Origin of the sequence: Yoonia sp. (assembly GCF_036007805.1) — a bacterium.
In the GTDB taxonomy this organism is placed as follows: domain Bacteria; phylum Pseudomonadota; class Alphaproteobacteria; order Rhodobacterales; family Rhodobacteraceae; genus Yoonia.
On the sequence record NZ_DASYOK010000109.1, the window covers coordinates 16,979 to 30,790 of the forward strand.

The following is a 13,812-nucleotide window of genomic DNA, read 5'->3' on the forward strand; positions in this document are numbered from 1 at the left end:
CCAGCATGAGGGCACGACATGAACGATCCACTCCCCCTACTCGACGCAGTGATGCAGTACCTGATTGTGCCAGCGGTGGTGTGGTTGTGGATGCTTCACAAGACGCAAGGCTCTCATGGCACCGATATTGCGGTTCTGCGGGCCGAGGCCAACGCACGTGACCTCGCACGCAAAGAGGAACGCGAGGCGACTGCGGCCCAGCTGGATCAGATTTTGCAGATGCTCCAGACGATCAACGGGCGGATCGACGCCATCATGGTGAAGGACAAAGACAAATGAAGACGCATTACGAGCACTACAGCCGCGTGCCGCCGAAAGACTGGCACTGGCCGTCATTCAGCCCCAGCGAGATCGCCTGCAAGGGCACAGGCAAACTACTGATCGACACAGACGCGATGGACAGGCTGCAAGCCCTGCGGGATCGGCTGGGCAAGCCTGTGATCATCACATCGGCCTACCGCAGCCCCGAGCACAACAAGCGCGTCGGTGGCGCGAAAAGCAGCAAGCACATGGACGGCATTGCCTTTGATGTGCGCATGGACAACCACGATCCGCATGCGTTCGAGGCAGCGGCCCGGGCCGTGGGGTTTACCGGCTTTGGCTATTACATCAAGTCTGGCTTCATGCACATCGACACAGGCCCAGAGCGTAGCTGGGGCACACCATGGCCCGTCACCGCGACCGCATGGCCCACAGAGCCGCCACGTCAGGCCGAAAGCCTCAAGGACGACACCGAGGCGCAAGCGGCGGCAGGCGCGGGTGTGGCAGGGCTGGTTGCGACCGGTGCGGAATATCTGCCAGCAGCAGAAGGTATCCTTGGCCGGTTGGCACCAACAGCGCAGCTTATCGCGGTCAGCGCCGGTGCATTGTTCATCGGATACCTGCTTTGGAAAAGGACGCGGTAGTGTGGATCAAGGCCAAGAAATACGTGGTGGCGTTCGCTCTCTTCTTGGCGGGTTTTGCCGCGCTGTATGCGAAGTGGCAGAGCGATGTGCGCGCAGCTGTAGCGCACCAGCGGCTGCAAGACGAGGTGGACGCACATGAGCGGATTAACGGTGCGGATACTGGTGGCGGTGCCACTGATGCTGAGCGCGTTAAGCGGTTGCGAGACATGGCGGACCAACTCCGCGATTGACCGCTTGAAACCGACGGCAGCAGCACATGCCGAGGCACTGGCGGGTGAGGATATGGCCGAGGCACGCAAGACCGGCTTGGCGCTGATCGTGCAACTATCGGCTTACGCTGGATGGAAAGAGTGATGCGCGGCCACGTATCCCTGACCAACGACAAACACAACATGTAGTGCAATGGCTTAATAAATGCGCTATAAGTAGTGTGGATGTTGCCGGCTTTACGGGTCGCAATACACGAAACTGAACTGGTCTATTGGGCTCCAATCGCCAAGCGACTTTTTACTTTTGAGGAACACGATATGGGCTTGTTAAGCTTTATTTTCGGAAAACCAAAAACACCGAAGCCAGACCCGAACATCGGTAAAGCCGCTATTATGCAGGCCGAGATTGGCATGCAGGCGCAAAAAGACGCACGTGAGATTGCCGACCAACAGCTCGAAATGGGCCGCGAGTATCAAAGCTGGATGATGGAGAGAGCCGCGGTTACTGATGGCTGGGCCGCCGAGGACCGGTCGCGCTACACTGACACTTTTGTTCCGCTACAGGACGACTGGATTGCGGAAGCAACCTCATATGACAGCCCAGAACGCAAAGCGATGGCCGCCGATGAGGCCGTTGCCGATGTGCGCCAGCAGTTTGCGCTTGGTCGCCAGCAGACCCAGCGTCAGGAAGCCTCCATGGGTGTTCGCCCGGGTTCCGGTCGGTCACGTTCTTCCGCCAACCGCATGCAGGCCACGGAATCTCTTGGTGCAGCAGGGGCCGCCAACGCCGCCCGTCGCAACACAGAAGCGACTGGCCGCCAGTTGCGCGCGTCAGCAATCAACATGGGTGCTGGTCTCGCCGTCAACCCTGCCACAAGCAGGGGCATGGGCACATCAGCGGGTACCACAGGCATGAACGCGGCGGTCAACGGTATCAACAGCGCTGGAAACTCGATTATGGGCGGTGCCAACGCCGCCATGGCAGGCCAGCAGGGCATGATCAATGGGCTGAACACGCAGTTCAATCAGCAGATGGCTGGCTACAACGCGCAAAACGCCTTTCTTGGCGACATTGCGGGAGGACTGGGCACCGCGGCAGGCTTTGCCATGATGTCCTCGAAGGACGCAAAGACCAACAAGACCAAGGCCATGTCCTCCCTTGATGCAATCAAGAAAATGCCGGTCGAGGAATGGGAGTACAAGAAGGGCATGGGTGACGGCGGCGGCAAGCGCCACGTCGGGCCCTATGCCGAGGACTTCAAGAAGGCCACAGGTCTCGGGAACGGCAAGGAAATCAGCGTTATCGACGCTATGGGCGTCACAATGGGCGCGGTTCAAGAGTTGGCCGGCAAGGTCGACAAGCTCGCAACTGCGTAATTACGCAACCGCATAAAGGAGGCCAGTCATGGCGATCGGCAGTTTTGTAAATGGCATGGTGCGCGGGGCAGGTATCCGCGACACCATGGACAACAACAAGCGCACACGCGCAATGGAAGACACCCGTTTCGAGCGAGAGGGGCAAAAGTTCGAGATGGACCAAGAGCGCCATAAGCTCGCCATGGAGCGCGCACGACGTGCGGGGTCCAATTCGGGCAAGTCTCGCTATACAAGTGAAGAGCTTGCGCTTATGTCTGACGTGTTGCTGGACGGGCCGAGTGGCAGCGCGCAACCGGCTGCAAATGGGGGCCAAGGCGGCAGTGGCTATACGATTATGCCGCTGGTCCAGAACCAGCCGCTCAGCTATGGGGCGTCCGAGCAGCCGCAACCCACAAATCCGGCGCCACCACCAGCAACACCAGCCTCGATGCCGATCGAAACATCAGCACTTGGCGCGTTGCCCAACCGTGGGCAGCCGAAGCGGTTCAGGTATGACGGGCAGACACTTATCCCGGAAGGGAGCTTCGCATGAGCGACATCGAAGTTGAAATGCCTGATGGGAATATCGCGGTATTCCCAAGCGGGACTGACCCAGCAACAATGACGGCAGAGCTTGAACGCTACCTGTCTCGGGTGCAAGGCAGGACACCGCCACGCCGCCCCGATCAGCAGCGCACTGAAATGTCCGCTCTCTCTGCCGCAACGCAAAACCAGCCGATTCCAGTGACGCCACGGGCTGATCAGAGCTTCGCGCCGCGTCCGGGCGCGCCAAATGGCACGGGCCAAACAATGCCTGCAGACCCATCTCAGAGCGCCAACCCGCCCCAAAACACAGGACGCAACCCGCGCGGAGAGGCCATTCAGGCAGCTATTGCAGAACGCCAGGCAATGCTTGCAGACCCAAACTTGCCACAGGCGCAGCGCGATATTCTGGAAGCGCAGGCGGCGCGGGCTGAAAAGATAAGCAATGTCCTGAATGCTGGCGTCAATGGCGTCAATGCAGTTGGCGATGTCGCGCAGACAATCGGAAACACAGGCCGAAGAGCGCTTGGCCATGTCGTCGGTGCTGTTGATCTGGAACGTGGCGCATCGCTGCTTGAGGGTGGGCGAGAAAAGCCAGTAGACCTCATTCCAACGTCTAACGCTGGCAATATGGAGCGTGAAGCGCAGGAATCAGCGCGTGAAGCCGCACGACTGCGGGAAGAGCAGGGGATTACGTCCGCGCGCGGAAGCATGGGCGACAACATCACGCAAGGCAATCCAGAGGCCGCTGCAGTACAGGCAGACGCTGCGCGTGCAGAAGTCGCAGGCACTGACGCACCACGCGAGCGGCCCACAACCGCCGCTGGCCAAGGCGCGGCAGGCCCCGAGTTGCAGTTCCCGCAGTCACTATCGACGCGCGACGCCCGCCCAGGACAGACCGCACAAAACCCCGAGACCATGAGTTTCAACATGGGCGACGGAAGCGCGGTCCAGATCCGGACTATTCCCAAGCGCGCCCGGGACAACGCTGTCAGAGATGGCATGGCCTTCCAGCAACAGCAGGCAAACCGGCTTATTCGCTCACTCATTGAAAGAGGCGACATTTCCAAAGCCATGGAGTTCCGCACGTTCATGAATGAGCAGCAAACGCAGCGCGGCATGACTGAAATGAACCGTGCAGTCGCGGCGGCCAGCTATGGTGACAGCGCGGCCTTCACCACTGCGCTTGACCGCATGGTATCGTCATTTGACCCAGATGGGCCGTGGCAGGTCAACACCAAGGAGACAAAGCTGATCGAGCAAGACGGGCAGGCCGTGGGTGCTATCCTGTCCCTGACCAACAAAGACACCGGCGAAGTCATGAACCAAGAGTATCTTGGGATGCAGGAAGTCATAGGAGGTATCAGCCGGTGGGGATCTCCAGACTCGCAGTTTGAATACCAGAAGGATCGTGTCACGGCAGCGGCATCACAGCGGATCGCTAACGCCGAGAGCTTCCAAAACGCATACGATGAAGCGATGGAGGCAATGTTCGATAAAAAATCATTCGTGGACCTTGAGGGCAATGCAATTGGCCGTGAGGAAATGGCCCGACGTCACGAGCTGGTTATCGAGCGCATCACGCAGGTCCGCCCTGACCTGGTTCCGACAAACCAGCAAGGTGCGGCCAGTGGTGTTGGCGCTGGTGGGTTTACTGGCGGATCAAACGGACAGCCGGTGCCGACCTTGGCCAACTAGAACCACAATATGTGGTGTCTATAGTTCCAACAACGTCAATATGTGGTATAAGGGGGCCAGCGCATAAGCGCCGGTCCCTTTTTGCTGTGAGGCTTCCACATGAACGATATGCCCGTCTTTGGTCCTGCGAAGGTCAACACTCAAACCGCACTGGAAGACATTGCCATTGAGACGGGAGTACCGATCGAAGTCTTGTTTGCGTCTGGTGAAAAGGCAGGGGCGCAAAATCCCGACGACTTCCTCAACGCCGCGCGCCAGAGTGCGCAAGCCTTGTCCCCAAGGTTTCAGGCCGGTGAGGATCCGATGGCGATCATTGGGGAACTGTTCGGGCCAGAAGCACAAAGCAGCTTTGGCGACTATGCTACAGACGTGCGCGCGCAGCTCTACGGCACGCCGACGGTGCAAGAAGCAAACGTGGCCGAAATGGAAGAGGGCGGATTCCTCGGGACCGTCAAACGCCGTGGACAGCAGTTTATCCGCGGCGCGACCGAGCCTTTCGCGGCACTGCCAGAGGCAAAGGCTATTGCGCAAGCCCAACTCGATAACCAAGACACAGCAGCCGAAGACATTGAGGGCTTTGAACGCGGGCAACGGCTCCGTGACAGCGTAAGCGATACATTCGGCGCACCAAACCCCGAGGACCGGTCATTCTGGGCGATGGTTGCCGAGGGGGCAGGCAATCTTGTTGGCATGGCCGGCGCGTCGCTGGCTGCAGGTGTGGCCGGTACGTTTGCAGGTGGCCCCATCGGTGGTGCTGTTGCAGGTTTCGGCACGGGTGGTGCCTTGGGCTCTGCCATGACATCGAGCCAGCTTTACCGCGAGGCGCTTGATGCAGGCGCGACCGAAGAAATCGCCACAAAGGCCGCCAATTGGGGCTTTGCTATCGGTGCCACTGAAATCGTGCCAATCGCGCGCGCGTTGAAGTATTTGCCTGATGGAGTCCGCAACCGTGTGGGCAATGGCGTGATGAAGCGCTTTGCTGACATCGCGCAGTCAGCCGGTGAAGAAGCCGCGCAAGAATATCTGGCCACCGTTGCAAGCAACATGGTGGCCCAACAGCTTTACGATCCCGATCGCGGCTGGACAGAGGGCGCCACAGAAGGCGCGCTTGTCGGTGCGGTTCTCGGTGGTGGCGCAGGTGCTATCGGCACCGGCGTTGACATGTACCGCAACCGTGAAAGACCACAGCCAATCCCAGATACCGGCGATGGCGAAGGCGCGGTTCCTCCCGGCGCCGGACCTGATGCCGGTATGGTTCCTCCTGCAATGATGGGGGATCGCAGCCCTCCAGAGCAGGAGGAACCAACCCCTATGAGCGATGTGCTGGCCGGTTCTGATCCAAGCACGCCCAGCCCGATGTCAGACGCTACAGCACGGGGCCCACAGCCCCAGTTCGCGGGCTACCAAGACCAGCAGCCGGTTTCCGTGCGCCTTGTCGATCCCGAGACAGGTGAAATTGGCGAGCCGATCGCCGCGACATTCATCGGTGAAGATCCTGCCGCCGGATACGCTTCATTCCGCGCCGAAGATGGCACTGCGCTTGATGTCGAAATTGAGCAGATCAACAGCGGCATGGTGCTGGTTTCACCGGCTGCGACAGTGCCCCCCAATGTCCCAACTCAAGAACCAGCCGCACCAGCGTTCAATGCGCCTATTCCCGAGGGCGTTGACCCTGATGTGTTCATGGAACGTGTCGCGATCCGCGAAGCCGACGGCATGTCGCCGGATGATGCTTACCGCCTGACGCTTGATGAAGCTCTCAACAGCATGCGCGAAGACGTCAGCACGCTGGCCGACAGCAATGCCGAGCGCGAGCGCATGGCCCGTGAAGAGCAAAGCAGGATTGATGAAGCGGTATTCACGGATGATAGCGGCCAGCCGGTCGTTTTCCCGACCGAGCAGATGGCCCTTGGCCGCTTGGGTGCGGGATACAGCGTCGAGCCATTTGGGGAAGGGTTTATCGGTGGCAGGCAACAAGATGCAGCGGCCGAAACCGCAGCAGCGCCCATTGAGGCGCAGCAGCTTCTCGCAGGTATGACAGGCAGCTTTGCAGAAAAGGCGCGTGAGGCCAACGCCAATCGACTTTTAGCTAACGACCCACTTCTGCAAAACATCAACAGCGGTAAGGTTTTGCGTACTATCAGAGATGATCCGCTCTACAACCTTGTCGAAAATCCTGACGGCTCTGCAACCATTGTCGGGGTCAAGGTCAACGAGACCTCGCCTTGGGTTGGTCAGCAACCTACCGACCCAGATGCAGTGGTCGAAGAGGGCGGGGCACCCGTCCGTCCTACGGAGCCTTCGAGCCCTACACTTAAACCCATACCGTTCGACCAATACGCCCGCAAGCCGGACTCCAACGAACTAATACCCGGTACAAATGTACGGGGTGAAGCGTCCATAATCGACCTTGGCGGGCGGAAAATTGTGCTCCGTGAGATAAACGGTGTACAGGTCCCGTTCTACTTGAGCTCCGGTGCGGCCGGAAAAAAGAATGTCCCTGCCGGCAAATGGTACCCCATTCTTGGAATCAGTGCCGATGGGTGGATAAACAAGGGGTCAGAACAACAAATTGTGGACTACTACGGTAGCCCTGAACTCCGTGCCGCGGCGCAAGAGCTCGATACCAGTATCGGCGATATACGAAACGATACGTCGATACCCAAGGTGAAGCCGAGCGGTGCGCATATTGATGCGATCAATGCGGGACTCACCCCGACTGAAAACCAAATGCCGGATACAGTGACCAACCTAGAGCAAAACCTTGCCGGTCTGCTGTCACGTATCGAGGCAGGTCGCGACACGGCGCAGCCAACACCAACACCGTCGCCAAGGGAGCCCTCCCCTTCCGCCGCCACAAAGAGAGAAGCTGCTACAAGTGTTGTTCCAAGTGACGGAATGACTTTGGTTCATGGCGGAAGATCGGGAATGAACCTTGATGATATTGAGATCATCCGTGACCCATCAAAGCAAAAGCAGGGAAAGAAAGGCCGCAGCTATGGTGGTTTCTACGCCGCGTCTGAGGCTGATGCAGAATATGCTGATAGCTATGCAAAGATGCAGGGCGAAAGTGGGCAATCATATGACTTGCGCATTAAACCTGGCACTAAGATCCTAGATGTAGGCAGCGGTATTACTCGATTGTCGCAGTCCAATATTGACAAGTGGACAGACGAAGGCATTGGAGTTGTCGTTGGCAAAGACCCTCGTGGCAAGATAGAATATGCGGTCATCGACAAGAACGCCATTGAGTCTTTAAGCGCACGGGGAATTGCTACCGCAGCACCCAAAACAGCGCCAGCCGATCAAAAACCAGTCAATAAAAATGACGAGCCAGAACAATCGGTTACAGGTGAAAACTCAGAAACTGCACGAACCGATCAAGAAACCGACCCGATGCGCAAGGCCGTGCAAGACGCCATTGCCGCGGGTGAAGTCACGCACACCACCCGCAAGGGCAAGGTGCTGAACGGCTATGTGATCAAGGGCATGAAGCCTGCGGAAGCCAAGGCGGTTGATCCGTACACTTTTCCGAAAGAGGGCGGCGCTTTCATTCGCAGGGCACGCGCCGATGAATTGCTGAGTTCAGGCGCAGAAGGCGCAAGCGCAACACCAGATGCCAAGGTAACACGCCAGAAGGCCATAGCTGACATCAACAAGGCGGTGACGCCGGAGAATAAAGACGGAATTGGCACCTATCTTTCGGGGCCGATCACATTCCAGTTGGACGACCTTGGTTTAGGCGATGTCGAGATCACAGTCACAAACACCAGCTCGCAATTCAAAGGCCGCGCCAAAGAGATCCGTGAAAAAACGCAGCGGTTCAAATACAACGACATCAAGGGCGACTTGAGCGCAGAAGCCGTTGCCGCCATCGAGGCATTTAAGGCCTATGACCCTGATGCGGACCCAGCCGCAGGCGCACCTGATGATGAAACACCAAGTGCATCGACTGCGCCAGACCCAGTTCTGTCCCAGGGCTTGCGTGTTCTTGAAGATTATCTGATTAAGCCAGCCGGTCGCACTGCAACATTTTCCGGTGGCGAGGTTGTCCTTGGCGCCTACCGCATTCCACAGGCAGAGTACGATAAGGTTCTTGACCGGCTGATTTCAGAGGGCAAGCTGACGGAAGATGGCAAACCCATCACATCCGGTACACCTGCCACAGTCGATTACCCCAATCGCCAGCTGAACATGCGCAAAGCCCGCGCTGATGCGCCTGTGAACGGCATCGGTGACAACAGCGACATGAGCCTTGGCAACATCGCACTGGCAAATGCGCGCGAGGGTGACGTTCTGCCAGGGGTTGGCACGGTTCTCAAAGTAACGGCAAAGCAGATCCAGATCACCAAGCCTGACGGCAACGTCATGCGCCTGTCTGATGGCAGCGAGAAGCTCACCGGCCTTGCCCGCGATATGGGCGCGTTGACTGCATCATCGGCCAACCTGCGCGACGAACAGCTCGGCAGCCTCATGGAGATGATCGAGCGCGATCCCGCACTTGTCTACCGTAATGGCGTGCCAATGCTCTTTGACGATCCGGCAGAGCAGGCCAACCGTGGCCAGCGTGGCGGCCGCCAGCGTATCGGCCAGCCGCTTGCACCACCTGTAAAGCAAGACGTCGACCAAGCAGCCGAAGAGGCCGATCCGAACCCAACAGACGCCCAGAAAGAGGCCGGAAACTACAAAAAGGGACATGTTGTCTGGAACGGCATGAACCTGACGATCGAGAACGCCAAGGGCAGCGAGCGCAGCGGGACCGATCAGGACGGCGAAACGTGGTCGGTCACAATGCCGGCGCACTACGGCTACTTCAAGATGACCGAGGGCGCCGACGGCGAGCATGTCGACTTCTACATGGGCGAAGCGCCAGACGCCGACTACGTGATGTGGATCGACCAAGCCGACGCCAATACTGGCAAATTCGATGAACACAAGATCATGGTGGGCTTTCCGTCGCGCGGGGCCGCGCTTGAGGCGTACCGTGGCGCGTTCAACGATGGCCGCGGCGATGACCGCATTGGCGGCATCTTCGAGGGCACAGTCGCCCAGCTCAAAGCGTGGCTGGAAAGTACGCTGGATACCAACTTTAACAGCACCAAGCCGGTCAACGGCAAGCTGGACTTCCCGTTCAAGAAGCCAGCGGATGCGACGAAGACGGAAGCAAAGCCCACTGACAAAACTGACAAAACTGACAAAACCGCGCCAAAGGGCGAGAAGCTGGAAGACTTCGGTGAAGAAATCGGTGGCGCGCGCAAGCACTTCTACGAGGCCAAGAAGCGCCTTCTGGAAGCCATGCAAGAGATGGACTTGGACGGTATGGATCTCTCAAGCATGGGGTTGAACGACCTACTGCCCATGCCTGACTTCGAGAAGCTGGCCAGCGATGGCGATATTTCTCTTGATGGCCTCTTTATAATCGCGGCCATTCGCGCAGCTATTCCGACCAAGCCCAACAGCCGTTCGTGGCAGATGTCTGAATGGAAAAATGCGGTTGCAAAGGCCCATGCCGACACCAAGGCTATTCTGGGCGGGGACTATGACGCGATTGAAATTCTGCGCGACAACGCAAAGTACGAGCAAGCGTTTGGGCGCAGGTCTATTGCTGATGGTATAGACCTCAATGCAAAGCTGGACGAAAATCCAGAATACTGGACAGACGTTTTGCAGCCGTTCTTCATGCGGATCGAGCCTCAGAATATGATGGAGGTCGCCAGCAACTTTGGCATTCGTGAGCAATGGGTGTTTGCCTCAAGCGCAAACGAGCGAACGAATACAGGCAAGATCGAAATCACTGCCAAAGGCCGTGTATCTAAAGCGCCATGGCGCGGCAGCCGTGTTGCAGACACCGTTCAGGAGGCGGCAGAGCTTGCAAATGATTGGGCCGCGATGCGCAAGAAGGCCATGGCCGAAGCCCGCAGCGACAAAGGCTCTTTCAATTATGGTTTCCATATCCGCGAAGCCCGCAACGGCACGGCAAGTTATATTTACGCACGAAAGCCAAAGCTGCACTCGATGATGACTTTCGCCACCAGCAAAGAAGCCCGAGCTTTCCTAAATTCAGAAGAGGGGAAAGTAGAGCTGACTGCTATGGCGAACGAGATGCGTCAAGGCTTTGAAGAGCGTCGTCGCGACAATAAAGACCGCGTGGGGCCAGACTGGCGCAAAGGCAAAGATGTCAGCGCAAAATCCTTCTTGGAAGCATTCGGCTTTCGTGGCGGGCAGTTTGGTAACTCAGTCACTCTCAAAGAGCGCACCAGTTTTCTGAACGCTACATACGATAGCCTTATGGACCTTGCCGCGATCTTGGGCGTTTCACCGAAATCCCTTTCGCTGAATGGTGAATTGGCCATTGCTTTCGGCGCGCGCGGCAAGGGCGGCAAGGGTGCCGCAGCGGCGCACTATGAGCCAGGACAGGTCGTGATTAACCTTACCCGGGTCAATGGCGCTGGTTCACTGGCACATGAGTGGTTTCATGCCTTAGACCACTATCTGGCGAAGACAGACGCCAGTGACGGCAGCACACCTGCACAAAGTTCAAAGCCCAACGCAAAAAACCGCCGCCAAGACTTTATGACCGCACGCCAGAGACGCTATGCAGGCGAAGGGGCTATGCCGCGCAGTGTCTATGATGCATTCCAAACCTTGCGTCAGATGTTCGGGCAATCCGGCTATGAAGGCCGCATGGCCAAGTACGACAAGTTCAAAGCCGCGCCATACTGGAGCGATCCTATCGAGATGGGCGCGAGATCATTCGAGGCGTGGGTTTTGACCCACCTCAATGAGCGTTCACTGTCGCACGATTTCCTTGTCAACACGACCAAAGATAGCGGCGGCGCATTGCCGACCATTGGTGAGCGCGGTGTTATTTTCCCGATGTTCGGTCAAATTATGGACGAGCTGAAAGCTGTTGAGGGGTTTGCCGTTCAAGGGGACGCGCCATCTTTCCCAGCTCTTCCAGATGGGTCAGAGGTTGCGCCGCTCAAGGCTGGGACAACATTTGAAGGGCCGGAGGGGATCTACGAGATTACCGGCCTCAAGGATGAAAACGGCGAAACACAGGTCACATTCCGTGCGCCAAACAATTCTCGCCCGATCACGCTCGATCAAAAACGGTTCTATGCTTTGCGGGCAGAAAAGCTCTTTGCAATGACCCCAGAGGGCAAGGCGCTGGCGGCACAGGAGGCCGTTGAGGCGCAGTTGCGCGCGGATGCGGCTGCGATGCGGGCAGAAGCACGTCAGTCGAACACAGACCTTGTGGCCGAGTATGAACGTGACACCAAGGGCAGCGAGACCAATGGCTATAGCCCATTGAATTATGGCTATTACCGTGGCGACGAAGGCAATCCTGCGACCTTTATGATGGATCACATCCGCAACAAAGGGTGGACGGTTTGGAAAGAAGGGCGTTCAACGCATTTTGGGCTCAAGGGGCAAACTGCATATCGCAATATCGGCAAGCCATTTGCAGATTTTGGCATGTGGGCGCAGGGCATTGCTGAGGCTGAAAAGATGCGCGCCGCAGTCGATGAGGCCACGCAGCCTGAGACAGAGGGCGCTACAGATCAGCAGATTGAAAGCGCGTTCGATGCCGCATTTGGCGAGGTATTTGGACCGAATGCAGACGAGCAAGGCGATATAGATACCGACGGCATTGATGCTGAGGCTGGCGATCCGCTGCCCGACGATGCGCCAACACCGGCGGATGATGCTGTTGAAGACGGCGGCATGCCAGAAGGTGAAAACAAAGAACGCCAAGACGAGCCAGAACCCTCATTTGTTCAAGATGGCGAGGCCGCCCCGAAAGCTGGTGCTCGACAAAGCCTTTCTGATGCCAAAGCCAACCTGCAAGAAGGCTTGAAGGAGTCCATGCAGGCGCTCAACACGCTGTTTGGTCCAGATATGAACCGGATGAACAGTGGGCTTGTATTTGATGAAGAGACCTACAAAAAGGCGCTGCCACACTTCAAAAAAGCATATCGTGCATATGCCGACGCGGCGACCAATCTTGTGGATGCGTTTGCCGGCATGATCCGGTTTATGCGGGATCAGGGGCTTAACGCCTCTGCTATCGGGAACATGAAGCCATACTTTATCCGCTTCATGAAGGACGTTGAGACCAACGCAATCAATCCGTTTGCCGATGATGCGCCAGAAATGTCTGCGGACGTTGAAAACATGGCCGCTGCGTTTGAGAAAGCGCTTGATGACGGCACAAAGTTCAAGACCATCAATGCAGCCCGCAGGATGGCCGCAGAGACGATCGGACGCGACCTGACACCGGCAGATTACAAGACGGTCGAAGAGGCCATAGAGCTGGCCGTTGTGAGGGCCAGTCGCAGCATCGTCAAAGCGGGCAAAGATAAGGCCGCGACGTTTGACGCGCTTCAATCGCTCTATCAAGCGCAGCCTCTTCTGGCACAACGCACGACTGACAGCGTGCGCCGCCAAGCGTACTCAACACCAGCACCGCTGGCCTATCTGGCAAGTGAGCTGGCTGGGATCGACAGCAATACGACCGTCTACGAACCGACAGCCGGTAACGGTATGCTTTTGCTTGGCGCTGACCCCAAGTTGACTACCGCAAACGAGCTTGATGCGGATCGAGCTGCACGCTTGCGCAACGCCCTGGGCGGGGATGCGACAATCACGGTCGGTTCTGCGCTTGATGTGGACGGGCCGTCCGAGGTTGATGTGGTCATTCAGAACCCGCCATTTGGCAAGTTGCTGGTAAAAGACAGCGATCAGGCAACGCAATTCAGCGTGCCATACGGCGTTGACGGCACCACCACCGAGATTGACCATGCTATCGTTGCAAAAACGCTCGAAAGCATGACCAATGACGGGCGCGCAGTCCTAATCGTAGGCGGGCACCAAGGCGATGCAGATACCCGAAAGAGCAAGTATCGCGGAAAACCTCGCGCATTTTGGAATTGGCTGTATGATAACTACGGCGTGATCGAGCATTTCACCGTGTCGGGCGACCTCTATAAGCGTCAAGGCGCAGGTTGGCCGGTCGATGTTGTTGTCATAGAGGGGCGTCAGGCATCTACAAAGGCCTTGCCAATGGCCGAAGCACCAACGCTTTATGATGCGTGGGA

General features: G+C 57.6%; 7 protein-coding genes. All 7 read left to right on the forward strand.

What is annotated here, in order from left to right; all coding sequences use genetic code 11:
- Positions 1 to 18: 18 nt before the first annotated feature.
- Positions 19 to 279, forward strand: coding sequence for a hypothetical protein (locus VGP75_RS06140; protein WP_327542811.1), 261 nt, complete (start codon positions 19 to 21; stop codon positions 277 to 279).
- Complete coding sequence (locus VGP75_RS06145) at positions 276 to 905, forward strand: YcbK family protein (protein WP_327542812.1); 630 nt, start codon at positions 276 to 278, stop codon at positions 903 to 905. The genes VGP75_RS06140 and VGP75_RS06145 overlap by 4 nt, the downstream gene beginning before the upstream one ends.
- A 135-nt stretch (positions 906 to 1,040) precedes the next feature.
- On the forward strand, positions 1,041 to 1,259 hold the full coding sequence (locus VGP75_RS06150; protein WP_327542813.1) for a hypothetical protein: 219 nt from the start codon (positions 1,041 to 1,043) through the stop codon (positions 1,257 to 1,259).
- Between the two features lie 173 nt (positions 1,260 to 1,432).
- A complete protein-coding gene (locus VGP75_RS06155) occupies positions 1,433 to 2,491 on the forward strand; it encodes a tail fiber domain-containing protein (protein WP_327542814.1) in 1,059 nt (352 codons plus the stop codon).
- A gap of 28 nt (positions 2,492 to 2,519) precedes the next feature.
- Positions 2,520 to 3,023 (forward strand): hypothetical protein, encoded by a 504-nt coding sequence (locus VGP75_RS06160; RefSeq protein ID WP_327542815.1) that lies wholly within the window; start codon positions 2,520 to 2,522, stop codon positions 3,021 to 3,023.
- Positions 3,020 to 4,711, forward strand: a complete 1,692-nt coding sequence (locus VGP75_RS06165; RefSeq protein ID WP_327542816.1) for a hypothetical protein — start codon at positions 3,020 to 3,022, stop codon at positions 4,709 to 4,711. The genes VGP75_RS06160 and VGP75_RS06165 overlap by 4 nt, the downstream gene beginning before the upstream one ends.
- Positions 4,712 to 4,810: 99 nt before the next feature.
- Positions 4,811 to 13,812, forward strand: a 9,002-nt coding sequence (locus VGP75_RS06170; RefSeq protein WP_327542817.1) for a pyrophosphatase-like OB fold-containing protein, incomplete at its 3' end; no start/stop codon positions are given.

Coding starts and splice junctions, on each gene's coding strand:
- VGP75_RS06160 (WP_327542815.1), top strand. CDS start 2,520: ATGGCGATCGGCAGTTTTGTAAATGGCATGGTGCGCGGGGCAGGTATC.
- VGP75_RS06145 (WP_327542812.1), top strand. CDS start 276: ATGAAGACGCATTACGAGCACTACAGCCGCGTGCCGCCGAAAGACTGG.
- VGP75_RS06140 (WP_327542811.1), top strand. CDS start 19: ATGAACGATCCACTCCCCCTACTCGACGCAGTGATGCAGTACCTGATT.
- VGP75_RS06155 (WP_327542814.1), top strand. CDS start 1,433: ATGGGCTTGTTAAGCTTTATTTTCGGAAAACCAAAAACACCGAAGCCA.
- VGP75_RS06165 (WP_327542816.1), top strand. CDS start 3,020: ATGAGCGACATCGAAGTTGAAATGCCTGATGGGAATATCGCGGTATTC.
- VGP75_RS06150 (WP_327542813.1), top strand. CDS start 1,041: ATGAGCGGATTAACGGTGCGGATACTGGTGGCGGTGCCACTGATGCTG.